This is a genomic window from Luteimonas sp. TWI662 (genome assembly GCF_039673825.1).
Taxonomy (GTDB): domain Bacteria; phylum Pseudomonadota; class Gammaproteobacteria; order Xanthomonadales; family Xanthomonadaceae; genus Luteimonas.
The window spans coordinates 13,043-38,716 of record NZ_JBDJMI010000024.1 but is presented as its reverse complement, the minus strand read 5'-3'; the positions used below and the strand labels follow the sequence as shown (position 1 = coordinate 38,716).

General features: G+C 69.4%; 19 protein-coding genes. 7 read left to right on the top strand and 12 right to left on the bottom strand.

Features of this window, described 5'->3' with window-relative positions; translation table 11 throughout:
* Window positions 1-63 precede the first annotated feature (63 nt).
* Together ABE488_RS14725 and ABE488_RS14720 are read right to left on the bottom strand one after the other, a co-directional pair.
* Complete coding sequence (locus tag ABE488_RS14725; RefSeq protein WP_346449126.1) at window positions 64-3,195, bottom strand: multidrug efflux RND transporter permease subunit; 3,132 nt, start codon at window positions 3,193-3,195, stop codon at window positions 64-66.
* Window positions 3,196-3,204: 9 nt separating this feature from the next.
* Entirely contained in the window at window positions 3,205-4,314 is a 1,110-nt protein-coding gene (locus ABE488_RS14720; protein WP_346449124.1) for an efflux RND transporter periplasmic adaptor subunit, read from the bottom strand.
* A 181-nt stretch (window positions 4,315-4,495) separates the two neighbouring features.
* Here ABE488_RS14720 and ABE488_RS14715 point away from each other — a divergent pair, with 181 nt between their 5' ends.
* Genes ABE488_RS14715 through crcB form a run of 3 tightly spaced genes read left to right on the top strand, consistent with a single transcriptional unit; the run spans window position 4,496 to window position 6,713 of the window.
* The gene (locus ABE488_RS14715) at window positions 4,496-5,218 is read left to right on the top strand and encodes a response regulator (protein WP_346443830.1); all 723 of its coding nucleotides are present in this window, start codon (window positions 4,496-4,498) and stop codon (window positions 5,216-5,218) included.
* The gene (locus tag ABE488_RS14710; protein WP_346443791.1) at window positions 5,215-6,342 is read left to right on the top strand and encodes an ATP-binding protein; all 1,128 of its coding nucleotides are present in this window, start codon (window positions 5,215-5,217) and stop codon (window positions 6,340-6,342) included. Before ABE488_RS14715 ends, ABE488_RS14710 begins: the two co-directional genes overlap by 4 nt.
* Window positions 6,339-6,713: a fluoride efflux transporter CrcB gene (gene crcB, locus ABE488_RS14705; protein ID WP_346449122.1), complete on the top strand. Its 375-nt coding sequence runs from the start codon at window positions 6,339-6,341 to the stop codon at window positions 6,711-6,713. Before ABE488_RS14710 ends, crcB begins: the two co-directional genes overlap by 4 nt.
* Before the next feature lie 42 nt (window positions 6,714-6,755).
* Here crcB and ABE488_RS14700 read toward each other — a convergent pair whose 3' ends face one another.
* Both ABE488_RS14700 and ABE488_RS14695 read right to left on the bottom strand, forming a co-directional pair.
* On the bottom strand, window positions 6,756-7,925 hold the full coding sequence (locus ABE488_RS14700) for a serine hydrolase domain-containing protein (protein ID WP_346449121.1): 1,170 nt from the start codon (window positions 7,923-7,925) through the stop codon (window positions 6,756-6,758).
* 110 nt (window positions 7,926-8,035) lie between these two features.
* A complete protein-coding gene (locus ABE488_RS14695) occupies window positions 8,036-8,791 on the bottom strand; it encodes an SDR family oxidoreductase (protein ID WP_346449119.1) in 756 nt (251 codons plus the stop codon).
* Window positions 8,792-8,927: 136 nt separating this feature from the next.
* On the opposite strand from ABE488_RS14695, the gene ABE488_RS14690 reads away from it, so the two are divergent.
* Both ABE488_RS14690 and ABE488_RS14685 read left to right on the top strand, forming a co-directional pair.
* Window positions 8,928-9,815: an AraC family transcriptional regulator gene (locus ABE488_RS14690; protein ID WP_346449118.1), complete on the top strand. Its 888-nt coding sequence runs from the start codon at window positions 8,928-8,930 to the stop codon at window positions 9,813-9,815.
* The gene (locus tag ABE488_RS14685) at window positions 9,812-10,453 is read left to right on the top strand and encodes an NAD-dependent dehydratase (RefSeq protein WP_346449116.1); all 642 of its coding nucleotides are present in this window, start codon (window positions 9,812-9,814) and stop codon (window positions 10,451-10,453) included. Before ABE488_RS14690 ends, ABE488_RS14685 begins: the two co-directional genes overlap by 4 nt.
* Window positions 10,454-10,702: 249 nt before the next feature.
* Here ABE488_RS14685 and ABE488_RS14680 read toward each other — a convergent pair whose 3' ends face one another.
* Window positions 10,703-11,746 (bottom strand): SMP-30/gluconolactonase/LRE family protein, encoded by a 1,044-nt coding sequence (locus ABE488_RS14680; RefSeq protein ID WP_346449115.1) that lies wholly within the window; start codon window positions 11,744-11,746, stop codon window positions 10,703-10,705.
* A 225-nt stretch (window positions 11,747-11,971) separates the two neighbouring features.
* Between ABE488_RS14680 and ABE488_RS14675 the strand changes: the two genes are divergently transcribed.
* On the top strand, window positions 11,972-12,829 hold the full coding sequence (locus ABE488_RS14675; RefSeq protein ID WP_346449114.1) for a PA4780 family RIO1-like protein kinase: 858 nt from the start codon (window positions 11,972-11,974) through the stop codon (window positions 12,827-12,829).
* A 9-nt stretch (window positions 12,830-12,838) separates the two neighbouring features.
* Here ABE488_RS14675 and ABE488_RS14670 read toward each other — a convergent pair whose 3' ends face one another.
* From ABE488_RS14670 to ABE488_RS14640, 7 genes are all read right to left on the bottom strand, one after another.
* Window positions 12,839-13,576, bottom strand: coding sequence for an rRNA pseudouridine synthase (locus tag ABE488_RS14670; protein ID WP_346449112.1), 738 nt, complete (start codon window positions 13,574-13,576; stop codon window positions 12,839-12,841).
* A gap of 105 nt (window positions 13,577-13,681) precedes the next feature.
* Window positions 13,682-14,200: a YcxB family protein gene (locus ABE488_RS14665; protein ID WP_346449110.1), complete on the bottom strand. Its 519-nt coding sequence runs from the start codon at window positions 14,198-14,200 to the stop codon at window positions 13,682-13,684.
* Between the two features lie 31 nt (window positions 14,201-14,231).
* On the bottom strand, window positions 14,232-15,437 hold the full coding sequence (locus ABE488_RS14660; RefSeq protein WP_346449108.1) for an endo-1,4-beta-xylanase: 1,206 nt from the start codon (window positions 15,435-15,437) through the stop codon (window positions 14,232-14,234).
* 38 nt (window positions 15,438-15,475) lie between these two features.
* Entirely contained in the window at window positions 15,476-16,897 is a 1,422-nt protein-coding gene (gene uxaC, locus ABE488_RS14655; protein ID WP_346449107.1) for a glucuronate isomerase, read from the bottom strand.
* 96 nt (window positions 16,898-16,993) lie between these two features.
* Window positions 16,994-19,909 carry a glycosyl hydrolase 115 family protein gene (locus ABE488_RS14650; protein ID WP_346449105.1) on the bottom strand — a complete coding sequence of 972 codons (2,916 nt, stop codon included), beginning with the start codon at window positions 19,907-19,909 and terminating at the stop codon, window positions 16,994-16,996.
* Entirely contained in the window at window positions 19,909-20,934 is a 1,026-nt protein-coding gene (locus ABE488_RS14645) for an endo-1,4-beta-xylanase (RefSeq protein ID WP_346449104.1), read from the bottom strand. Before ABE488_RS14645 ends, ABE488_RS14650 begins: the two co-directional genes overlap by 1 nt.
* 84 nt (window positions 20,935-21,018) lie before the next feature.
* The gene (locus ABE488_RS14640; protein ID WP_346449102.1) at window positions 21,019-22,317 is read right to left on the bottom strand and encodes an MFS transporter; all 1,299 of its coding nucleotides are present in this window, start codon (window positions 22,315-22,317) and stop codon (window positions 21,019-21,021) included.
* Between the two features lie 388 nt (window positions 22,318-22,705).
* On the opposite strand from ABE488_RS14640, the gene ABE488_RS14635 reads away from it, so the two are divergent.
* The gene (locus ABE488_RS14635; protein ID WP_346449101.1) at window positions 22,706-25,579 is read left to right on the top strand and encodes a TonB-dependent receptor; all 2,874 of its coding nucleotides are present in this window, start codon (window positions 22,706-22,708) and stop codon (window positions 25,577-25,579) included.
* Window positions 25,580-25,674 lie beyond the last annotated feature (95 nt).

Below are 25,674 nucleotides of genomic sequence, written 5' to 3'. Positions count from 1 at the left end.
GGGGAGGTGGGGTGTCGTCTCGTCCGGCGGGTGCGCCTGGGCGCGAAGTCGCCTCGACAATCGCTAGGTCCGCGGCGCCGCAGACGCGGCCCGGCGCGCACGCCAGGCCGCGATCCGGTCGCGCACGCCGAGCACGGCAACGAAGAAGACCGGCACGAAGAACACCGCCAGGACCGTGCCGCTGACCATGCCGCCGAACACACCGGTGCCGATGGCGCGCTGGGTCTCGGCGCTGGCACCGGAGGCCAGCATCAGCGGCACGACGCCGAGTGCGAACGCGAGCGAGGTCATCAGGATGGGGCGGAAACGCAGGCGCGCTGCCGTGACCGCCGCGTCCACGAGGGACCGGCCTTGGGCATGCAACTGGCGGGCGAACTCGACGATCAGGATCGCATTCTTGGCAGACAGTCCGATGATCGTGATCATCCCGACCTTGAAGAACACGTCGTTGGGCATCCCGCGCAGCATCACCGCCGCGACCGCACCCAGCAATCCCAGCGGCACGACCAGCATCACCGAGAGCGGAATCGTCCAGCTTTCATAGAGTGCGGCCAGCACCAGGAACACCACCAGCGCGGACAGCAGCATCAGCAACGGTGCCTGCGCCGCGGCCTGACGCTCCTGCAGCGATTGCCCGCTCCAGGCCGCGGCGTAGCCCTGCGGCAGTTGGCCGACGAGGCGCTCCATTTCCGCCATGGCTGTGCCGCTCGATGCGCCAGTCGCAGGCCGGCCGGCGATGCGGACGGCCGGGAAGCCCTGGAACCGCATCATCTGCTGCGGTGCGGTCGTCCATTGCGCCGCGACCACTTCGCGTAGCGGCACCATGCCGCCCGAGGCGTTGCGCACGCGCAGGCCCAGCACGTCTTCCAGGTGCAGGCGCGCTGCGGCGTCCGCCTGCAGGATCACCTGCTGCATCCTGCCGCGATTGGGAAAGTCGTTGACGTACAGCGAGCCCATGGCGGCAGACAGGGTGTTGCTGACACTGTCGAACGACAGGCCCAGCGCTTCGGCCTTCGTCCGGTCGATGGTCAACGCGATGCTGTCGCCGGGCGGAAGGCCGTCGGCGTAGACATCGGCGACCACGCGGTTGTCGGCAGCGAGCTTGAGCAGTTGGGCCTGCGCGTCGAGCAGGGCGGCCTGGCCGCGCCCGCCGCGGTCCTGCAGCAGCATCGTGAAGCCTGACGAGGTGCCGAGTTCCTCGATCGACGGCGGCATCAGGCTCATGACCGTGCCCTCGCTGGTCGCGGCCATGGCCTCCTGCGCCCTGGCTGCTTCGTCGGCTGCGGTCGCATTGCCGCGGGAGGACCAGTCCTTGAGCATGGTGAACGCCATGGCGGCATTGGGTCCTGAGCCTGCGAAGCTGAACCCCTGAACGACGAGATTGCTCTTGATCGCGGGGCGCGTGGCGACATGCGCTTCGAAGGCCTTTACGACCTCCAGCGTCCGCGCCATCGTCGCACCGGTGGGTAACTGGATCGAGGTCATGAAGTAGCCCTGGTCCTCCTCGGGCAGGAAGGAGGACGGCACGTGACGCAAGCCCAGCACCAGGACGACGCAGATGGCCGCGAACACGAGCATGACGCGGCCGCTGCGCTTCACCAGCCCGGCGACCTTGCCGGCATAGCCGGCCGACATGCGCTCGAAGCCGCGATTGAAGGCCCCGAAGACGCCGCCACGGGCATGGTGGCCTGCCGGGAGCGGACGCAGCAGCGTTGCGCACAGCGCCGGCGTCAATGTCAGTGCCAGGAACGCCGAGAATGCGATCGAGACCGCCATCGAGAGCGTGAACTGCTGGTAGATCACGCCCACCGACCCGGCGCCGAACGCCATCGGGATGAAGACGGCGATCAGCACCAGGGTGATGCCCACCACGGCACCGGTGATCTCCTTCATGGCCTTCGAGGTCGCTTCCCGCGGTGACAGGCCTTCGCTCGCCATCAGCCGCTCGACGTTCTCGACCACGACGATGGCATCGTCGACGATGATGCCGATCGCCAGCACCATGCCGAACATGGTGAGCGTGTTGATCGAAAAGCCCGCCAGCAGCATCACGGTGAACGTTCCCAGCAGCGCGATCGGGGCCACGATCGCCGGGATCAGCGTGTAGCGGACGTTCTGCAGGAACAGATACATCACCACGAACACCAGCCCCATCGCCTCGAGCAACGTGTACATGACCTTCTCGATGGAGATCCTGACGAAGGGCGCTGTGTCGAATGGAATGGAGTACGCCATCCCGGCCGGCATGCCGGGTGCGAGTTCGGCCATGCGCGCGTGGATGGCCGCAGCAGTGCGGACCGCATTCGCGCCCGGCGCAAGCTGGACGGCCGCACTGGTGGCCGTCAGGCCGTTCTCGCGGTTGGCGAACGCGTAGGACTGCGCGCCCAGTTCGACGCGGGCGACGTCGCCCAGGACGACCTTGGCACCGTCGGCACTGGCGCGCAGCACGATGGCCGAGAACGCATCGGCGCTGGTCAGCTGGCCCTGCACGGTCAGCGGCACCGTGAGCCGCTGACTCGCGGGTGCGGGCTCGTCGCCGATCCGGCCCGGCGCGATCTGCGCGTTCTGCTGTTCGATCGCGCGTGCCAGGTCGGCCATGGTCAGGCCGAATGCGGTGAGCTTTGCCGGGTCCACCCAGACGCGCATGGCCTGCTCGGCACCGAACAACTGGACGCGGCCCACGCCGTCGATCCGGCGCAACTCCTGCACGATGTTGCGTGCCAGATAGTCGTTCAGGGCGATCTCGTCGAAGCGGCCATCGGGCGAGGTCAGGCCGACCATCATCAGGAAACCCGAGGCCGCCGATTCGACCTGTACGCCTGACTGGCGCACGGCCTGCGGCAGCCTGGGCTCCACGGACTTGAGCCTGTTTTGCACATCGACCTGCGCCATCTCCGCGTCGGTCCCCGGCTTGAAGGTCGCGGTGATCTGTGCGGTACCGCTGGTGTCCACCGACGATTCGAAGTAGAGCAGATGCTTGACGCCCGACAGTTCGCGCTCGATCGGGCCGACGACCGAGTCGTCCAGCGTCTGCGGGGTCGCGCCCGGGTAGCTTGCGTAGATGCTGACGGACGGTGGGGCGACGGACGGGTAGCGGGCGATCGGCAGCTTCGGAATCGCCAGCAGGCCCCCCAGCACGATGAACAGGGCAATGACCCAGGCGAAGACCGGGCGGTGGATGAAGAATTGGGACATGTGGCGTCCTCAGTCGTGGCCGGCGGCAGGGCCGGCCGCGTTGCCGGCTGCATTCGAGCCGATCCGGGCCTGGGCGGCGGCCCCCTCTTGCAGGCGCTCCATGCCTTTGACGACGAGCCGCTGTCCCGCCTTCAGCCCGGTGACGATCCGGTAACGGCCCTCGATGCGTTCACCGAGCGTCACGGGCTGAAGGTGGGCGCGGTCGGAGGCATCGAGAATCCACACCCGCGGTTCTTCGCCGGCGCGTACGACCGCCTCCTCGGGCACGCTAAGTGCGGTGGGATACCGTGCCTCGATCACCCGAGCCTGCACATACATGCCGGGCAGCAGCGTGCGCGCGGGGTTCTCGACCTCGATGCGCAACAGGACATCGCCCGTGCCGGCGTCCACGCGGGTGCCCGAGAACAGCATCCGGCCGCGCAGGCCGGTCGGCTGTCCATCCAGCAGTACCTCGACGTCGGCGGCGTCGCGTGCATCCATGCGCTGGCGAATCGCTGCGCCGCGTCCTGCAGGCTGGCGGACATCCACGTAGACCCGGTCGATCTGCTGGATCGTGGCCATCGGCGTACTGTCGCCTGCGGTCACCAAGGCGCCTTCGGAGACCAGGGCCTGGTCGACACGGCCCGGAATAGGGGCGCTGACCCGGGAAAAGCCGAGGTCCACGAGCCGGCGTGCCAGACTCGCTTGCGCCTGCGCGACGTCGGCCTGGGCCTGGTCGCGCTGCGCGACGACATCGTCGTACATCTGCCGGCTGACCACCTGGTCGCGCGCCAGGACCGCCAGGCGTTCGCTGTGGATCCGGGTGCGACGGGCTTCCGCCTGCGCGCGGCGCAGGGCGGCGCGCGCGGTCTCGACGTCCGCTTGCAGCGATGCGGGCGCGATCTGGAACAGGGGCGTGCCGGCTTCGACTTCCGCGCCCTGCTCGAACAGGCGGCGCTGCACGATGCCACCGACCTGCGGTCGGATCTCGGCGGTTCGCAGCGCGGCGACCCGGCCGGGAAAATCGGCGCTGACCACCACCGGGGCCGGGACCAGAGTCTCGACGGTGACGCTGGGGGGCGCCGAAGCGCCGTCCGTGCCGGGCTGGCCGCCGCAGGCTGCGAGCAACACGACCGACACGGCGAGCGGGACGACGCATCGAAGGCATCGGAAAGGGAACATGGACCGCGAACTCCTGCGCGTCGGGCCGGGACGGTCGGCCGCTCGAGATTGCGAAGTCTAGTCGGCGGGCGTCGGGATTGAGTGCGAACTGTGTGGAGATAAGATGGAGGCCGCGCTCCGTTCAGTCCCTGGAAACCCGATGCCCTCCCGCGATTCGTGCACCCTGGCCGAATCCCTCGTGCTGATCGCCGAGGACGAGCCGGACATCGGCGAGATCCTGGCCGCCTATCTGCGGCGGAGCGGCCTGCGCAGCGTGCGCGCCGTCGACGGCGCCGATGCGCTGGCCAAGCATCGGACCCACCGGCCCGACCTCGTGCTGCTCGATGTGCAGATGCCGGTGATCGATGGCTGGCAGGTGCTCCGGGAGATCCGCCACCGGGGCACGACGCCGGTGATCATGCTCACCGCGATGGACCAGGACGTGGACAAGCTTACCGGGCTTCGGATCGGTGCGGACGACTACGTGGTCAAGCCGTTCAATCCGGCCGAGGTGGTCGCGCGGGTGGAGGCGGTGCTGCGGCGGACTCGGGTGCCGATGGCGGACGGCGCGCCGACGTTGCGGTGGGGTCCGATCGAGATCGATGCGGATCGCCATGCGGTCACGTTGCACCTCGACGATGGCCCGCGTGCCATCGATCTCACCCTGACCGAGTTCAGGCTGCTCGCGCATCTGGTGCGGACGCCCGAACGGGTCTGCAGCCGCGCCGAACTGCTGGCTGCGTGCCTGCCGGAAGGCGATACGCTGGAACGGACCGTGGACAGTCATGTCAGCAAGCTGCGGCGCAAGCTCGAGGACGCGGGCCTGGGCGGCGTGCCGGAGAGCGTACGCGGCGTCGGCTATCGCGCCGGCCGGTCCGCATGACACGCGCTTCGGGGCTGCGGTCCCAGATCGCGGTATCGCTGGCGGTGATGTCGCTCGGGTTGATGGTGCTGTCCATTGCCGGGTCCTATGCCTTCTACGCTTGGGCGTCGGCCTATGCGCCGACGATGCTCTCGCAGAGCTGGGTTCCGTCCGGTGCCGAGCTGGCCTGGATCGTGATGACCGTGGTCGCGGCCGTGGTCATTTCGGTCTGGGTCGCGATCCGGCTCTCGCGGCGCATTCTCAACCCCTTGAACGCAGCGGCCCACGGCCTGCGCGATATTGCGCGGGGCAACCTCCACGCCCGGGTCGCGCTCGGTGCACACGCGACCGGGGAGACGGCGCAGCTGGCGCAGGACGTCAATGCGCTGGCCGAGCGGTTACAGGCCGCCGTGCAGGAGCAGACGTTCTGGAATGCCGCGGTCGCGCACGAACTGCGCACGCCGGTCACGATCCTGCGCGGACGCCTGCAAGGCCTGGTCGATGGGGTGTTCGCGCCCGAGCCGGCCGTATTCGCGGGCCTGCTCAAGCAGGCCGAGAGTCTGTCGCGGCTGGTCGAGGATCTGCGTGTGCTGAGCCTGCAGGACAGTGGGCACTTCGAGATCGAGCTGGTGGCGGTCGATCTCGCCTTGGAGTTGCAGGGCGTCGCCGAGTCGTTCTCCGACCCCCTCGCCGCGGCCGGCTTCGAGTTGCGCGTCGAGACCAGCGTGCCGCCGCGGGTGACCTGCGATGCGGCACGCATCCGTCAGGCGCTCACTGCGCTGCTGGACAACGCACTCAAGCATGCGACGCCCGGCCCGCTGCTGCTGTATGCCCGCGTCGTTGGCGGCGAGACCTGCGTCGGCGTCGTGGATACCGGCCCCGGGGTGCCGAAGGCGCTGCGGCAGCACGTGTTCGACGCATTCCGGCGTGGCGATCCATCGCGATCGCGCGCAGGCGGCGGGTCGGGACTCGGACTGGCGGTCGTGCGAACGATCGCGGTCGCGCATGGCGGGCATGCAGGATGTCGCCCAGCACCGGGGCGCGGCAGCGATGTCTTTCTCGCATGGCCGTTGATCGAGGCGCGGCAGGCACCCGCTCACAGCAGACTGTTGCCGTCAGTCGGTGGTCCAGGAGAGGCGCAATGATCCCGTTCCTGCTGTTGTTCCTTGGCGGCGGCCTCGGCGCGGCATTGCGTCACGGCGTCAACCTGCTGGCGCTGCGCGCCGGCACGACGTTCCCCTACGGCACGCTGTGCATCAACGTCGTCGGCTCGCTGCTGATGGGGGTGGTCGTGGGGTGGTTCGCTGCGCGCAGTGGCCTGTCGCCGTCGCTGCGGTTGTTCCTGATGACCGGCGTGCTGGGCGGTTTCACGACGTTCTCGGCGTTCTCGCTGGAGGCAGCGCTGCTTTATGAGCGCGGGCAGTTGGGTCTGGCGGTCGCCTATGTGCTGGCGTCGGTCGTGCTGTCGATCGGTGGATTGTTCGCGGGGATGGCGCTGGTGCGGGCGGTGTTGTAGCAGGGTCGAGATACCGGGTGTTCTTCGGGATGTTCCGAAGCCCTACCACCTGGCGTCACTGCTCGCCCCGCCCCGTGCCGCCTCGCGCGCCAGCCGACGCGCCTTCTCATACAGCGCGTTGGCTTGCGCGTCGTCGCCCTTGGCCGCGTACGCCTCGGCGAGGCTGTCCCAGGCATTGGCCGACATCGGGAACAGGTCGGCGTTCAGTGCGAACACGCGCAGTGCGGGGTCGACACCGAAGTTCTCGCGGACGGCATAGCCGGTGGCATTGACGGTGCGCTCGAACGCGATGTCGTCGAGCGGGCTGGCTGCGCGGATCGCGCGCGCGCGTGCGCGCAGGTCGTCGTCTTGACCCGTGTCGAGAGCGAGGCTGCGTAACGTCTCGGCCAGGGCTTCGGCCGGGAAGCGTTTGGGGGTCATCGCGGCCAGGATGCTGTCCAGCAGCGTGCGCGACCAGACGTTGCGTGCGCTGCCGTTGGTCAGGTAGACGACCGTGTCGACGTCGCCGTCGAGGCTGCCCGCGAATAGCACGCGCACCCGGACCCGGGTGCCGCGACCTGGCGGCCCGAGCCAGGTGTGGCGCAGTCGCAGTGGGCGCAGGATGCGGTCTTCGACGAGTTGCGGGTAGGGCTTGCCGGCGTCTGCGGCGAGCAGCGCCGCCAGGACGAGGTAGTTGGTCTGCGTGTAGCGCGTCCGGGTGCCCGGCGCGAACTGGAGCGGGGTCTGCGCGAGGGCGGCGAAGACGGCGCGTGCATCCGCCGGAAGCGCAGCCGGGGTGCCGTCCTGCGGTGCCTCGAAATACTCGGGCAGGCCGGAGGTGTGGTCCAGGAGGTCGCGCAGGCGGATGCGCTGCCAGTGTGCCGGCAGGCCGGGCAGGGTGGCACCGATCGGGCCGTCCAGGTCCAGTGCGCCCTGCTCGATACGCTGCATTGCCAGCGTGCTGGCGAACAGCTTGGCCAGCGAGTAGACGGGAAACTCGCTGGCCTCGGTGACCGGGGCGTGGGGGGTGATGTCGGCCTCGCCATCCGCGCCGCGGAACAGCACCTGGCCGTTGCGCGCCACCAGCACGGCCTGGTCGGCGATGCCGTAGCGCTGCCGGTTGGTGTCCAGTTGCGCGCGGAGTGCCTGGGCGTCGGCATTGTCGGCCGATGCGGCACGGGGCAGGAGGAGCGCCAGCGCGAGCAGGGGAGCAAGCCAAGAGCAAACGCGCATTGCGCGTCCTCGCGGTGCTGATGGCACCCGGCGATGCGCAGCTTGCCATGCGTGCGTGCGGTGCGGCGGCGCGATGACGGGGAGCACGCTCGGTGCCCCCCCGTCCGAGGTCAGAGCGCCTGACCGCCCGAGACCTCGATGCGCTGGCCGGTGACCCAGCGGTTGGCGTCGCCGAGCAGGCTGGCGATCATCGGGCCGATGTCGTCGGGCACGCCGACGCGGCCGAGCGCGGTGATGCCGGCGAGCTGCTCGTTGACCTGCGGGTTGTCGCGCACGAGGCCGCCGCCGAAATCGGTCTCGATGGCGCCGGGCGCCACGGTGTTGACGGCGATACCGCGTGGGCCCAGTTCCTTGGCCAGGTAGCGGCTCAGCACTTCGACCGCGCCCTTGGCCGCCGCGTAGGCGGCGTAGCCGGGAAAGGCGAAGCGGGTCAGGCCACTGGACAGATTGACGATCCGGCCGCCGTCGGCGATCAGCGGCAGCAGCGTCTGGGTCAGAAAGAACGCGCCCTTGAAGTGCACGTCGACGAGGCGGTCGAACTGCGCCTGAGTGGTCTCGCCGAACGGCGCGGTGTCGCCGTGGCCGGCATTGTTGACCAGGTGGTCGACGGTCTCGCGCTGCCAGGTCTCGCGCAGCGCGGTGCGCAGGACGTCCGCGAAGGCCGGGAAGCTGGCGGCGTCGCCGACCTCGAGCGGGAAGGCGCGGGCCTTGCGGCCGAGCGCCTCGATTTCGGCGACGACGGCCTGGGCCTCGGCTTCGCCGCTGCGATAGGTCAGCACGACGTCGCCACCGGCACGGGCGACGGCGAGGGCGGTGTTGCGGCCGAGGCCGCGGCTGGCGCCGGTGATCAGAGTGATGCGGGTCATGGGAGATCCTGGGGTGCGTGGCGGGGAACTCACTATCGCGCCGCGTCGATCACGGCGGTTGCCGGAAGCTCGGCGATGCTTGCCTGATCCTCCAGTCGGCGGTCCGTCCCGGGCCCGAGAGGCGTAGGCTTGTGCCATGACCGAATTGCTCGATCTGGTTCGCCACCACGCGCACACCCATGCGCCGGGCGGCGGCATCGCCGCGACCCCGATCCCCGGCTTGGCGGCGGTGCACGCGCTCGCGCCGAGCGGGCTGGCCCACGACATGCAGCGTCCGCTGGCCTGCCTGGTGCTGCAGGGCGCCAAGGAGGTGACGATGGGGACGCGCACGTTCGCGTTCGCCGCCGGCGACACGCTGGTGATCGCGGCCGATCTGCCGACCCAGAGCCGGATCGTGCAGGCCAGCGCCGCGGCGCCGTACTGCTCGCTGGTGATGGAGATCGATCCGGCGATCGTGGCCGATCTGGTCGCCGACATGGACGCCGCACCGGACCTGGTTGCCGCGCCGATCGGCGTGGAGCCGACCGACGCCGAGCTCGCCGAGGCGGCGCTGCAGTTGATGCGGCTGCTCGCACGGCCGTCGGCGCTGCCGGTGCTGCAGGCCCAGTATGTGCGCGAGATGCATTACTGGTTGCTGGCCGGGCGGCATGGGCCGGCGATCCGGCGGCTGGCATGGCCCAGCGGCAGCGCACAGCGGGTGGCGCGTGCGGTCGCGGCCCTGCGCGCCGGCTACGACCGGCCGTTGCCGGTAGAGCAACTGGCGGCGATGTCCGATATGAGCGTGTCGGCGTTCCATGCGCATTTTCGCGCGGCGACCTCGCTCACGCCGTTGCAGTTCCAGAAGCGGCTGCGGCTGATCGAAGCGCGACGCCGGATGCTGGTCGATGGCATTCCCGCAGGCATCGCCGCGTACGGCGTGGGCTATGCGAGCGTGCCGCAGTTCACGCGGGAGTACGCGCGGATGTTCGGCCAACCGCCGGTGCGCGAGACCGACGCGGCGCGGCAGCGGGCGCAGGCGCCATGAGCGCGGGCCTGCGTTTGTTGCTGGTCGGTGCGACGGGCCTGGTGGGTCGCCACGTGCTGACGCAAGCCTTGGCTGATCCGCGCGTGGCGGCGGTAATCGCGCCGGTGCGGCGTAACGTGCCCGCGCACCGGAAACTGCAGTCGCCGCAGGTGGACTTCGATCGCCTGCCCGACGATGCGCCCTGGTGGCATGTCGATGCGGTGATCTGCACGCTCGGCACGACGATCCGTGCGGCCGGTTCACAGGCTGCGTTCCGCCGCGTGGATCATGACTATCCGCTCGACATCGCACGCCGCGTGCAGGCGCACGGTGCGCGTGCATTCGCACTGAATTCGGCGCTGGGTGCGGACGCGGCATCGCGGGTGTTCTACAACCGGGTCAAGGGCGAACTGGAACGCGACCTCGCCGCAGTCGGTTTCGACTCGCTGACCTTCGTGCGGCCTGGGCTGATCGGTGGGGCGCGCGACGAGTTACGTTTGGGCGAGCGGGGTGCCGGCGTCGTGCTCGGCGCACTCGGTCCGCTGCTGCCGCCACGCTGGCGCATCAACCCGGCGCCGCGGATCGCCGCTGCGCTGTTGAACGCCGCGGTCGACGCCTCACCAGGTCTGCACGTCGTGGGCTCGGAACAGCTGGGCTGAGGCGCTTGTTGGGACAGGCGTATCGTCCTCGATCTTGGCATCAGCGTTCGCTGCGCCTGCGTGTTCAAGTCACGGTGTCTTGCAGTGTGATCTCCGGCGCGCGTCCGCCCCCACCCCAGCCCTCCCCCCCATCCGGGGGAGGGAGCACGATGCGAAGAGCCCGCCCTCGCCTGGAGAAGCCCTCCCCCGCGTGCGGGGGAGGGTTGGGTGGGGGCGGGCCTGTGTGGAAACGCCCGCAGCACCGAATGCCTAGCGCGTGAATCCCAACCCGGTCGTTCGCACGCGCATGCGCGCGAGGATGTCGTCGGACGTCATGTACAGCGTGCGGCCGTCGTCGCCGAAGGCGCAGTTGGAGATCGCGCCGCCGGTCTCGATGCGGCCCAGTCGCGTGCCGTCGGGCGCGAACACCAGCACGCCGCCGGGGCCGGTCGCGAAGACGGTGCCATCGCTCGCGACGGCCATGCCATCGGGCAACCCGGGCGCGTCGTCGGTCATCAGGTCGCTGGCGTCGGCGAACACGCGGCGCCCGGACACTGTGCCGTCCTCGGCCAGCGCGTAGGCGTACCAGAGCGGCGCCTCGGGGTCGGAGCTGGCGACATAGAGCGTGCGTTCGTCGGGCGACAGCGCAATGCCGTTGGGGAAGGGCACGGTAGCGTCGAGCAGATGCAGGCCGCCGTCGGGCGTGATGCGGTAGACGCCGTTGACATCGAGTTCCTTGGCCGGCGAGTCGTTCATGCCCACCAGACCGTACGGCGGGTCGGTGAAGAACACGCTGCCGTCGCTGCGCCGGGCGATGTCGTTCGGGCTGTTCAGGCGCTTGCCGTCGAAGCGCTCGGCAAGCGGGGTCTTGTGCCGGGTCGCCAGATCGAGGCGCGCGACCAGCCGATTGCCCGAATCGGCCAGCAGCACGCTGCCGGCGGGTTCGGCGAGCAAGCCGTTGGCGCCGGCTTCGCGCAGTTCGCCGGTGTCGGGGCCGTCGTAGCCGGACGGCTCGAGGAACACCGAGACCCCGTCGGCCTCGGACCAGCGGTGCATGCGGTTCTCGGGCACATCGGTGAACAGCAAGTAGCCGCCGTCGGCGATCCACGCCGGGCCCTCGGACCAGGTGAATCCGTCGGCGAGGCGTTCGATGCGCGCATCCGGCGCGACGACCGCGTCGAAACCGGCGTGCCAGCGGGTCAGGCGGCCGAGTGTCGACGCGGCATCGGTATCGGCGTCGGCATCGGTGGACGACATCGGCGCCGCGCAGGCGGCGAGCAGGGGCAGGGCGAGCAGCAGCGCGGGCCATCGCATGGGCGTGCGGTCTCCGGTTCGGGGCCACACAGGATGCAACGTCCGGCGCGCAGTGGCGAATCGCCGATGCGCGCGCGGCGCAGATGGCCGTGCGCATGCAGGAGGAAGCCAGGCCTGCCCGCAGCTTGCTGCGCGCCGGCAGGCGATGGCGGCCCTGGAACGGACATGCGAAGCTTGCCCGCTCGTGGCCGGCCCCCGCCGTGCCGACCACCCCACAGGATCCGTGTGAAGACCCCCCAAGGCCTGCAGGCACTGATCGACGACGGCGTGATCGACGCCGTCGTGCGTCCGCTCAAGAGCGGTAAGGAAGCGGCGGTGTACGTCGTGCGCAGCGGCGACGAAGTGCGCTGCGCGAAGGTCTACAAGGACATGGCGCAGCGCAGTTTCCAGCAGCGCGTGCAGTACCAGGAAGGCCGCAAGGTGCGCGGTAGCCGCGAGGCGCGCGCGATCGGCAAGGCCAGCAAGTACGGGCGCAAGCAGCAGGAAACCGCCTGGAAGAACACCGAGGTCGACGCGCTGTACCAGCTGCGCGCCGCCGGCGTGCGCGTGCCCGAGCCGTTCGGTTATGTGCACGGCGTGCTGGTGATGGAACTGGTGACCGATGCCGACGGCTTCTCGGCGCCCAGGCTGGGTGAGGTCGCGCTCGACGCCGACCAGGCCCGCGACTATCACCGCGCGCTGGTGCGCGAGGTGGTGCGGATGCTGTGCTGTGGCCTGATCCATGGCGATCTGTCGCCGTACAACGTGCTGGTCGACGCGCACGGTCCGGTGGTGATCGATTTCCCGCAGGTGGTCAGCGCGGCGGGCAACAACGCCGCGCGCACGATGCTGCTGCGCGACGTCAACAACCTCACCGCGTACCTGGGGCGCTCGGCGCCGGAACTGCTCGACACCTGGTACGGCGAGGAGATGTGGGCACTGTTCGAGGCCGGTGCGTTGACCCCCGATACCGTGCTGACCGGCCGCTTCACCCCCGAAGCCGGTGTGGTGGATGTCGACGGCGTGCGCGATGCGATCGAGGACGCACGGCAGGAGGCGCTGATCCGCCAGCAGGGCCGTGAGGCGGCGGACGCGGAGGATTAGGCCGCAGCTTCAGAACTTCTCGCCGACCGGCAGGTAGCGCCAGGCGCCGGGCGGCATCGCGCCGTCCGGGCCTTTGCCCAGCGCGATGCGACCGATGCGCAGGCGGCGAATCGACACCACGTCCAGGCCGACCTGCGCGCACATCGCGCCCAGCTGGCCGTCGCGCGCGCCCTTGATCGCAAAGCGCAGCCGGGTCTCGTTCTGCCAGCTGACCTTGCACGCAGGCAGTGTGCGACCGTCGATCTGGATGCCGTGCGCGAGCTGGCCCAGGCCGTAAGGCCCCAGCGTGCCGGCGACCTCGACGATGTACTCGTGCTCGATCTGGTCGGCATCCTCGGTCAGCCGGCGCCAGACGCGGCCATCCTGGGTCAGCACCATCAGCCCGCTGGCCTCGGTGTCGAGCGGCACCAAGGGCGTCAGACGATGGAAATGGCGCTGCAGCAGGCGTACACCGCTCGGGTCGTCGGCCCAGCGCGCGTCGGGCGTCGCCAGCGCGACGGCCGGTCGTGGTCCATCGATCGCATCGATGCCGGCCGGCTTGTGCAGCAGCAGTGTGGCAGGCTCCACCGCTTCCACGCGTGCCGCCGGGTCGAGCGCGACCTGCTCGACGGTGACGCGATGTTGCGGCGCCTCGACCACGACGCCGTCCACCGACACCCAGCCGTTGCGGATGACCTGCTCGGCCTCGTTGCGGGACAGCGTGAACAGCTCGGCGACGCGATGGGCGAGACGGACGGGATCAGGCATGGTGGGTGTCGGGATCGGGGCCGGGCAGTGTAGCGGGCGGTGCGCCGCGGACTGGCCTTGGCCGCGCCCGACGCAGCAGGCACGTCCGAAGGCGACACGCGCCGTCTAGCGCGCCGCCAGCCGCATGCGCAGGTCTTCGAGCTGGGCCGCGTCGAGTGCCCGCTTGGGGATCAACTGAAAATTGTGGTCGGTGAGAAACAGCACGAACAGGTCCGGGCTTTCCTGCCAGGCCACGTAGCTGCCCCACGCCACCCGGCTCTCGACACCGCCCTGGCGCGCCCGATAGGCGGCCTCGTCCCAGTGCGCGACGACCGGCTCGCGCACCAGTGCCTCGCGCCCGAAGCGCTGGCGCACGATCAGTGGGGTCAGCAGCAGCGGCAGTCCGAACGCGAAACCCAGGATCGTCGCCGCTGTGATGAACGTGATCCACGGCAGGTCGCCGGCGAGCTCGGACCACGGGACGCCGAGGATCAGCGCAAGCCCGCTCACCACCAGCGTGCCCACCACCCACAGCAGCGTCAGGCGCCGGCGCGTACGCCGGTCGCGCATCGCGCGCAGCAGTTGGACGCGCGCACCGCGCCGGTGGTCGCGCTCGTCGAGCGTGAATGTGGTCGTGCGATCCATGGCCGACGTTGCAAGGGCTGGGCGCCCGATGCTAGCGCGTCGTCGTCTCCGGCACCGCCAGCACCGCGTCCAGTGCGGGTTTCGGCTGGCGATCGCGGTCGAACAACAGCGGATAGTTGGTGCGGTTGGGGACGGGGTAATCGTTCTTCCACGACATGCCGTCGTGCACGCCCCAGACGGTGACGCGGTCGATGACGTCGCGCTTGCGATAGAACAGCGCGAACAGTTCGGCGTAGCGTTGCGCGAGCTGACGCTCGACATCGGCAGGCAGGCCGTCGGGGTAGGGGTCGAGGTAGCGCTCGAACTCCTCGAGCTGGAACTGGGGGTGCGCCAGCCCGGTGCCGATCACCTGGCCCTCGCGCGTGAGCGGCAGCACGTCGATGTCGAGCTCGGTGATCATGACCTTGACCCCGAGCGCGGCGTAGGCGTCGATCGAGGCTTCGATGTCCTCCAGCGACGGGTAGTGCAGCCCCCAGTGCGCCTGCATGCCGACGCCGTCGATGCGAATGCCGGCGTCTTGCAGCATCTTCACCAGGCGCACGATGCCGGCGCGCTTGGCCGGGCGCCAGGTGTTGAAGTCGTTGTAGTAGAGCTCGGCGTCGGGAGCTGCGCGCGCGGCGGCAGCGAAGGCGTCGCGCACGACGGTGTCGCCGTCGCCAAGCGCACGTGTCCAGACAGTGTCGCGATACGCACCGTCCTCGCCGACGATCTCGTTGACGACATCCCAGGCGTGCACGCGCCCCACATAGCGGCCGGCGACGGTGGCGACGTAGTCGCGCAGGCGCGATGCCATCGCGTCGGGCGCGAGCGGGGCGCCGGCGGCGTCGTGGAAGAACCAGTCGGGCGTCTGGTTGTGCCAGACCAGGGTGTGGCCGACGATGAACTGGCCGTGGCGCTGGCCGAAGTCGACGAAGGCGTCGGCGGCGTCGAAATCCCAGGTGTCGGGCGCGGGATGCAGCACTTCGGCCTTCATGACGTTCTCGGCGGTGATCGCATCGAAGTGCCGCGGGACCAGTGCCTGCGAGCGCGCGTCGCGGCCGGCGACGATGTCATCGTTGACCGCGGTGCCGATCCGGAACGCACTGGCGTAGGCGCGTTTGAGCGTGCTGGGCGGCTGCGCCTGCCGCGGCGCGGCGGCCGCATCCAGGGCGGCAGATGGCGGCGCGGCATGGGCGGCAGCGGACAACGCGAGCAGCGCGGTCGTCAGGAGCAAGCGGCTGAGCGTGGGTGCGGGCATGCGATCTCCGGCAGGGTGGGCGGACGTGGCGCGGCGCGTCACAGCCGATACGCCTGTTTGGGCAGGCGATAGGCGAGATCGACCGCGACCTCGGCCGCCGCGTCTTCGTCCAGGCGGTGCTCGGCGACCAGTTTGGCCAGGAACGCGCAGTCCACGCGTCGGGCGACATCGTGGCGTGCCGGGATCGACAGAAATGCGCGGGTGTCGTCGTTGAAGCCGACGGTGTTGTAGAAGCCTGCGCTGCTGAGCGTCTGTTCGCGGAAGCGCCACATCCCCTCCGGGGCATCGTGGAACCACCATGCCGGCCCGAGCGACAGGCACGGCCAGTGTCCGGCCAGCGGTGCGAGCTCGCGTGCATAGGTGCTCTCGTCGAGCGTGAACAGGATCAGCCGGAAGTCGGGCGCGTTGCCGGCGACGTCGAGCAGCGGCTTGAGCGCGCGCACGTATTCGGTGCGCAAGGGAATGTCGGCGCCCTTGTCGCGGCCGTAGCGCTCGAACAAGGCGCGGTTGTGGTTACGGAAGCACCCCGGATGGATCTGCATGACCAGGCCGTCGTCCAGGCTCATGCGCGCCATCTCGGTCAGCATCTGCGCGCGAAACAGTTCGGCCTGTACCGGCGTGGCATCGCCGCGTACGACGGTCTCGAACAGTCGGCGCGCCTCGCCCAGCGGCAGGTCGGCGGTCGCGCAGGTCGGGTGGCCGTGGTCGGTCGAGGTCGCCCCCATCTGGGCGAAGAACGCCCGGCGCGTGCGGTGGGCGCGCAGGTAACCGGCCCAATCGTGTACGTCCTCGCCGGTCAGTTCCCCGAAGCGCGCGAGCGCCTCGGGGAACTGTTCGTGCTCCGGATCGATCACCGCGTCCGGGCGATAGGCGGTGATCACGCGGCCGGACCAGCCACTGGCGCGGATCGTGGCGTGATGGTCGAGCGGGTCGAGCGGCGACTCGGTGGTCGCGATGACCTCGATGCCGAAGCGCTCGAACAGCGCGCGCGGCCGAAACGCCGGCGTCGCCAGCGCGTCGGTGATGGTGTCGTAGTAGAGATCGGCGGTCGCCCTGGATAGCCGCACGCGCAGGCCGAAGACCTCGAAGAAGACATGGTCGAGCCACAGCGAGGACGGCGTGCCGCGGAACAGGTGGAAGCGCTCGGCGAGCAGGCGCCAGGCCGCGCGCGGCTCGACCGCTGCGCGCGAGCCATCGGCACGTGGAATGCCGAGTGCGTCCAGGTCCACGCCCTGGCTGTGGAGCATCCGGAACACGTAGTGGTCGGGCACCAGCAGCAGTTCGGTCGCATTGTCGAACGGCGCATCGGTCGCAAACCACGCCGGATCGGTGTGGCCGTGCGGGCTGACGATCGGCAGCCCGGCGATCTGTGCGTACAACCGACGCGCGATCGCACGCTGGCTCGGTTCGGGCGAGAACAGGCGATCGGGATGAAGGGCGAGTGGGGCGTGGGCGGTCATGGAGGGTCTTCTTCGAGGCGGTGCAACCGCGCGTCTGCGGGCGATCGGGGGTTTGAGGACTGCGTCAGTCGTCCACGTGTGCGTTCTTGAAGGCGCTCAACGCGGCACACTCGCCGGCGGTCCGAGCAGGGTCGCGGGTCCGCCGTCGCGGACGATCTCGATGCGCTGCACGACCACGGCCGGATCGATGCGCCACAGACGCAGCGTCTGCGCACCGGCCTCGACGCGGTGGCGCGAGGTGGCGACGTGCACGCTGTCGGCGACCGCGCGTTGCCAGGCCGGGAAGTCCGGATGGCCGGGCGTCGGGTCCAGGCGCAGGGTCAGCACCTGCGGCGCGGCGGTGTCGAACGACACCGCGAGGCGCTGGCCGCCGCGATGCGCGTAGTCGAGTGTGGGCGACAGCACGACGCGGACCTCCACCTCGCCGGCGGTCTGCAGATGCACCGGATACTCCAGCCAGGCGCCATCGGGTCCGGGCTCGCTGGATGCGGCGGTGATCGGCACCGTGGTCACGCCCGCGCGGGTGCGGCCCAGGTGCGGAATGGTCTCCCAGGCCAGGCCGTCGGGCGCCACGGCGCGCGCGTAGTCGCCAGCCTCGATCGCGATGACCCCGCCACTCTCGACGAAGCCTGTCATCGGCCCGGTCGAGGCCGGCCGGGTCACCGGCACCGCCACGCGCACTTCGGTGCGGTCGCTGCCCAACAGGTCGATGTAGGCGACCTCGGTGCCCACAGGCACCGCCTGCCAGTCGATCTCGATGCGCAGCGGCTGGGCGTCGGTGACCTCGGCAGCGGCTGGCGTCACCTGCAGCCAGGCCGCCGATGAGGTGGCGGTATAGCGGAACGGCGCCGCGCCGCGGTTGAATACGACGACCTCCGGGGCGCGCGCGGCCTGCGGGTCGAGCACCGGCAGCCGTGCGATCTCGGCCGGCACCGGCCAGCCGCGCGGATCGCCCTCGACCGCGACGCCCATCGTGCCGCGCTCGCGCACGTCGATGCGCGCCAGCGCCGGCAGCACGTTGCGGTCGGGCATCTGCCAATGGGTGTAGCCGATGCGCGGCTGCGACATCATGTGCACCCATTTGCCGCCGGCGATGTCCTGCTCGTAGATGCGCGCCAGTTCGGCGTCGCGCGCGAACAGGCGCTGGGCTTCGTCCGCCCAGGCGTTCGTCGACGCGCGGCCCTGGTCGGCATACAGCCGGTTGCGCGCGACTGCGATATGGAACCGGTTGAGATTGGCACTCGCCAGCACCGGGTAGGCGACCAACTGGTACCAGGCGTCGCGCTGCGCGGCGGGCAGCGCGGCGCCGACGCGCTCTGTCTTCTCGACCAGGGCATCCCATTCGGCCAGCACGCGGTCGGCTTCGCCGAAATGCAACAGGCTCCAGGTGTCGGCGGACACCAACTCGGGCTTGCGGCGCGCGTTGTACTGGGTGTAGCGGGTCAGGATCTCGCCGATCTCCGCGGCATGGGCGGCACCGAACTGCTGCGCGGCCCAGGCGGCGGGGTAGGCCGCCAACGCGTCGCGGGTCATCGCGTCGGGATTCCAGGCCTGGTCGAGGAAGAAGCCGATCGGCAGCTCCATCGGCTTGATGTCGCCGACATTGACCACCCACAGCCGATCGACGCCATGCGCATAGGCCAGGCGCATCTGCTCCCAGACGCGCTCGATCTGGGTGGTGTTGAGCCACTTGTAGTTGCGCGGACCGCCGACGTAGTCGAAGTGGTAGTAGACGCCGTAACCACCGGCGCGGACGTCGCCGGGCGCTGGCAGCCGGCGCAGGTTGCCCCAGTTGTCGTCGGCGAACAGCAGCGTGACATCGTCGGGCACCCGCATGCCGGCATCGAAGTAGTCCTGCACCTCCTTGTACAGCGCCCAGACCTGTGGCGTGTCCTGCGGCGGCCAGCCGGTGACGTCGGCGAGGATTCGCCGCTGGTCGGCGACGATGCCCTCCAGCAATGGGATCGCCGTGCCCTCGGCCATCGGCTCGTCGCCGTCGCCGCGCATGCCCAGGGTCACGACGCTCTCGTGGTCGCCCATGCGCGCGATGCCGGTGCGCCAGAAATCGCGCAGCCGATCGGCGTTCTTGGCGTAGTCCCACGGTCCTGCGCCATGGCGCGACCATTCGACGTGCGCGCGCATCATCGGCTCGTGGTGGCTGGTGCCCACGACCACGCCCATCTCGTCGGCGAGTGCGGCATTGCGCGGATCGTCGTCATAGAACGCGCGGCCCCACATCGCCGGCCACAGGAAGTTGCCCTTGTGGCGCAGGATCAGCGTGAACACCCGCTCGTAGAAGCGATGGTTCGGGCCGCCGTAGGTCGCCTGCATCCAGCCGCCGAGCGCGGGGTCCTCGTCGTTGATGAAGATGCCGCGGTAGCGCACCACGGGCGCATCGACGAAGCGGCCGGGCGCGACGTGCAGCGCGGCGTGGCGAGGGGCCGGCACGTCGGCCCACCAGGTCCACGGCGACACGCCGATGCGGCGCGAGAGTTCGTAGAGGCCGAAGATCGTGCCGCGCCTGTCGGCGCCCGCGATCACCAGCGCCCGGTCGATACCCGGTTCCGGGGCGTCGACGACCTGCAGCAGGTGGCCTTCCCAGCTGCCGGCGACGCCGGAGACGTCGAGGCCGCGCTCGCGCACGATGCGGTCGATGCGCGGGCTGTGGCCGAGGGTGCCGGCGATGATCGCCAGTGGCGTCGGAGCCTGGCGCGCCTCGGCGCCGGCGACCGCGGCCAGGTCGTCGCGCAGATCGCCCGCCGCGCGCAGGACGCCCGGATCGTCGGCCGTGTCGATCAGCACCGGCAGCGGCCGGCCATCGACGATCAGCGGCAAGGCGCCGGGGACGGCGGTCTCGCAGACTGCCGCGGGCCGCGCGCAGTCGGACGCGTTTCCGATCGGGACGACAGCCAGGGCCGGGCATGCGGCGGCGATCAGCGGCAGCGCGGCTGCAGCCAATCGCCGTTTGATCCGGGCGCCGGCGGTGTGCGTGGTGAACGCCAATGACGCCATCACTGCGCCTCGCCCCGCAGGTAGCGGCGCAGCCACGTCAGCGCCGGCCGCTCGCTGCCGTCCTCGCGGATCAGGTAGGCGCCTTGCTCGTCGCGCCACAGGCCGCGTCGGAACCCCCACATGGTCACCCCCTTGATTGCAGGGTGCTCCCAGAACATCGGGAAGATGCGCTGCATGTCGCGCAACTGGGTCGCGTCGTCGGGCCCGTCGATGTCGAGTTCGGTGACATAGACCGGCAGCCCGGTCGCGCCGAGCGCATCGAGATTGCTGCGGTGCACGTCCATCGCGGTGTCGGTCGTCGTCGAGAATGCATGGCCCTGCACGCCGATCGCATCGACCAGGTGCTCGGCCTGCAGCAGGCGGACGATCTCGAGATAGCGTCCGGTGGCCTGGGGATCGTTGGTCACGCTGTACTCGTTGATCATCAACTTGGAATCGGGGAAGTGCCGGCGTGCGAGCCGGAACGACTCGAGGATCCAGTCCCAGCCGCTCTCGCCGTCGCCGCCCAGCGCCTCGATGTAGTGGCCGCCGCCTTCGTCGTCCTTGGACGGCGGGTCGTGCAGCGGCTCGTTCACGACCTCGACGAAGTCGATGCCCGGGTAGCGCGCAGCCACGGCCGCGAACCACTGCTCGATCTCGGCGCGCTGCTCGTCGGGCGGCAGGGTCTTGATCCATTCGGGTTGCTGGTTGCCCCAGACCATCACATGCATCTGGAACGGCAAGCCATGGGCCTTGGCAACCTGCCAGGCCGCGTCGAGTTCGTCCCAGACCATCACGTCGCGCTCGGCCTCGACCTCGCCCCACTTGCCGCCGTTCTCCGGGGTCACTTTGTTCCAGTAGTCGGTGAAGCTCTGGGCCTGCGGCGGGCTGTAGGCGCCGCCGAGGAACTTGTCGTGACCGTGCGCCAGCGCCTTGGACGCAGGGGCAGGGGCGGCGGCATCGGTCGGCGGTGCTGTCGGCCGCTCGCCACAGGCGGCGAGGGCGAGGGCAAGCGCGCCGATCAAAGGCAGGCAAGCGGTCTTCATTGCATCAGGCTCCCGAATTCGAACAGAACATCGCAACCGTCGGTTGGGCGCTCGCGGGCCGCGGCGCCGTGGACCGGTGCAGCATCAGGCACGCCGGCCGTCCAATTGCGCCGGTTCCAGGCGCGGGGCGAGCAGGTGCACGACCAACAGTGCCAATAGATAGGCCGAACCGGCCATCAGGAACACCGGCAGGTAGCTGCCGGTGGTCTGCAGCAGCCAGCCGGTGAACGTGGCGATCATCATGCCGCCGACCGCACCGGCAAAGCCGCCGATGCCCACGACCGAGGCCACCGCATGGCGCGGAAACATGTCCGAGGTCAGCGTGAACACGTTCGCGGACCAGCCCTGGTGGCCGGCGGTGGCCAGGCCGATCAGCGCCACCGCCAACCACAGGTTGTCGGCCTGGGCGGCGAACACGATCGGCACCACGCACAGCGCGCAGACCAGCATGGCCCCCTTGCGCGCGCGATTGACGCTCCAGCCCAGGCGCAGGAAGCGTCCAGCCAACCAACCGCCGAGGATGCTGCCCACGTCGGCCAGCAGGAAGATCGCCACCAGCGGCAATCCCAGCGCCAACAGAGTCAGACCGTACTCGGCGTTGAGGAACTTCGGCAGCCAGAACAGGAAGAACCACCAGATCGGATCGGTGATGAACTTGGCAGCGACGAAGGCCCAGGCCTGGCGATGGCGCAGGATGTGCCGCCAGGGCACCTTCGTTGCCGGCTCGGGCGGATCGCTGCGAATGTGCGCCAGTTCGGCCGGCGACAGCGCAGGTTGTTGCTCGGGGGTGCGATAGGTCAGCAGCCAGACGGCCAGCCAGGCGGCACTGAGCGCGCCGGTGAACAGGAACGCCGCCTGCCAGCCCCAGGTTACCGCCACGACCGGCACCAACAGCGGGGCCACGATCGCGCCGATGTTGGAGCCGGAGTTGAAGATGCCGGTCGCGAACGCGCGTTCGCGCCGCGGAAACCACTCGGCGACCGTCTTGATCGCGGCCGGGAAGTTGCCGGCCTCGCCCAGGCCCAGCAGGAAGCGCGCGACCACGAAACCGGCCACACTCGCGGCCAGCGAATGGCTCATCGCCGCGATGCTCCATACGCAGATCGCGATCGCGTAGCCGGCCTTGGTGCCCAGCCGGTCGATGATGGCGCCGGCGCACAGCAGCCCGATCGCGTAGGCCGCCTGGAACGCGGTGACGATGGCACCGTACTGCATCTCGCTCCAGCCGATCTCCTCCTGCAGGAATGGCGCGAGTACGCCGAGCACCTGGCGATCGATGTAGTTGATGGTCGTGGCGGCCAGCAGCATTGCGCAGACGCGCCAGCGGTACATGCCGATCTTCGCTGCCGGCGTAGCGGATGCGGCCCGGTCGGCGCCGCTCATCCACGTGCCCCGGTAATCTCATTTGCGACCGCATGTGGCCGCGCTCCCCGAATCGGTGCCATCGCCTCCCTCCAGGCGTCGTCCGCGTCGTCAAGACGTGGTAGCGCTATCATTATCACAGCATGTGGACGAATGCGTTCTGCACTGCATCAACTCGCATCCAACAGTGGCGAGAGCGAAGAATTGACCGTCAAATGCCGAGGTTTCTACCTGTGCTGCGTTCATGCTGCTGCGCAGCGTGCGTGTCAATTTTGATAGCGCTACCATCATTTCGAGCGCGGTCCTGGATGTTCGTCCGGCCGGGCAGGGGCAGCACGAACATCACGCCATGGCATGGGCGACGCAGGGCGCGCCATGTGCCGGTCACCAGAAACGGGAGGGGAGTACGGTGCAGAAGCAAGTCTCGAAGAATGCGTTGTCGCGGGCGCTGGGTCTGGCGTTGTTGGGGGCGGCGGGCGCCCCGGCGCTCGCGCAGGACGTGCCGCCGGCGTCGCCTTCGGCCACCGATCTCGATGCGGTCGTCGTGCGTGGCTATCGCCAGAGTCTGCAGTTCGCGACCGAGGCCAAGCGCGATTCGACCGGGTTCACCGATTCGATCTTCGCCGAGGACATCGGCAAGTTTCCCGATACCAACATCGCCGAATCGCTCAGTCGCATTCCGGGCATCCAGCTCAATCGCGACGTCAACGGCGAAGGGCTGAACATCGCGATCCGCGGCCTGCCCAGCAGCTTCACCAAGACCACGATCAACGGCGCATCGGTGGCGACCGCGTCGATCGGCCTGGATGCGACCAACCAGAACCGCGAGGTCGATCTGAACATCTTCCCGACCGAGTTCTTCAACCAGCTCACGGTCTACAAGTCGCCCACCGCGCGCCTGTCCGAAGGCGGCGCGTCGGGCGTGGTCGACATGCGCAACATCCGGCCGTTCGACGTCAACGGCAGCCAGCTGACGTACTCGCTGCAGGCCGACTACAACGACATCAGCGAGAAGACCAGTCCGCGCGGCACGGTGATCGGCAGCTGGACCAACGATGCCGGCACGTTCGGCGTGCTCGCCGGCGTGACCTCGCAGCGCGGCAAAATGGGCGTGGAAGGGTACGAGACCATCGGCTGGACCAATCCCAACCTCACCAACGCGCAGTGCGGCAACGGCGGCGCCCCCGGCGGCTTCCCGTCGCTGGGCAGTCCCTGCAACGTGACCGGCGGCAACGGCTGGCGGATTCCCGACGTGGTGCCCGGCAACGCATCCACCATTGCGGCCGGCCTGGTGCCCGGTCAGGTCATCGATGCCGACTGGCTGCGGGCGCACAATCCCGGCCTGACGCCCGAGCAGATCGGCGAGGCATTGATCCCGCGCCTGGGCCGACCGGTGCACATGAGCGGCGATCGCGACCGCGATGCATTCCTGGGCTCGGTGCAGTTGCGGCCCAGCGACAATGTCGAGCTCTACCTCGATGTGCTCTATACCAAGGCCAAGCGCACCAACGACCGCATCGACATCAATCTGATCGGTCGCAACGGCAACATCATCCCGCTGGACATGCAGCTCGACGCGAACAACGTCGTCACCAGCGCCACGTTCGCCAATGCACAGTTCTTCATGGAAGCACGCCCGTACACCGAGGATGTGCAGTACTGGCACGTGACGCCGGGCGGGACCTTCTGGTTCGGCGACACCCAGTCGGTCAAGCTGGACGTGCAGGGCAACCTGAGCCGCAGTTGGATGTTTCGCGACTCGCCGACGATCGGCTTCAACTCGCCATTGACGACGTTGCAATATGCCAACGGCGGCGGCCTGCCGACCTGGGACAGCGCGCTCGATCTCAACGATCCGGCCTTGGGCTGGACGTGGGAGGGCGGGCGCGTGTGGGCGCAGAACGAGAAGCGCGTGACCGAGACGCGCGGACTGCGTGCGGACCTGCAACTGGGCGACGACCGCAACAATGTGACAGTCGGGCTGTCCTGGGACAACAACCAGCGCCGCATCCAGGGCTTCGGCGACACGGGGGCCGACTGGCAGCCCTATGCGTTGTCGCAGATCAGCGACGCCCAACTGGCGAACTACATCCTGCCCGGGCCGAGCGGCTTTGTGACGGTGGACTTCGACCGCTTCATGCGTGATACCCACTACGCGCAGTATCGCGACCGCGCGCCCGAAACCGCCGGTCCCAATACCGGCGGTGCCACCGGCGGCTTCGACGAGACCACGAAGGCCGCCTACGTGATGGTCAACGGCGAGTCGGAGATCTGGAACCGCAACCTGCGCTTCAACATGGGCGTGCGCTACGCGACCACCGACCAGGAGATCAGTGGGCCGGTGACGCTGGGCGAAGTGCGGCAATGGCAGACGCTGACCGGCGACTACGCCGAGTGGCTGCCGTCGTTGAGCGCGGCCTGGGACGTCGCGCCGAACGTGGTGCTGCGCACGTCCGCATCGCGCACCATGACCCGGCCCAACCCCAGCTCGATGCTGCCGGCCACGACGCTGACCGACATTTCGGCGCAGGTCGCCAACCAGGGCAACCCCAACCTCACGCCCTACACCTCGACCAACTTCGACATCGGTGGCGAGTGGTACACAGGCGGTGAGGGCTTTGTGGGCCTGACGCTGTTCAACAAGCGGATCGAGGGCTACACCTACCAGGGCGTGACCACGATGCCGTTCCGCCAGCTCGGCATTCCGTTCGAGACGTTGGTCGATGCCCAGCAGCAGGCGATCAACTCGCGCGGCGGTCCCGACGTGGCCACGGTCAACGTCAACCAGCAGGTCAACGCCGACGCCGAGCTCGAGGTGCGCGGCTGGGAGGCGATCTGGGTCCAGCCGCTGAGCGTGGTGCTCGAAGGGCTCGGCTTCATGGCCAACTACACCAAGCTCGACATCAAGGCGCTGGGCAATGATGCTCGCGCGCTGTCGGGCAATGTCTATGGCGTGGCGCCGTCGATGTGGAATGCGACCGCCTACTGGGAGAACGAGGTCGCCTCGGTGCGCCTGTCGTATACCTGGTCGGAAGCCGCGGTGGGGTCGGGGCCGAACCAGCAGGGCATCCCGTTCGCGCAGATCCACGGTGAGGACCGCGGCCAGCTCGATCTATCGGCCAGCTACACGCTCAAGGGCGTGCGCTCGGAGCCGCAGTTGACCTTCAACGTGCTCAACATCACCGGTGAGGAGCGGCGTTCGTACTTCGCCTATCCGAATGCGGTCAACGATTTCTACGATCCGGGCACCACCTTCACCGTCGGTATCCGCGGTACGTTCTGACGCAGGGCGGGCCCTGCGCGCCGGCGTCGTCCTCCCCGACGCCGGTGCGCAGGCAACCCGATGTCGCGATGCGGGCACCGCGCCGGTGCCGTCGG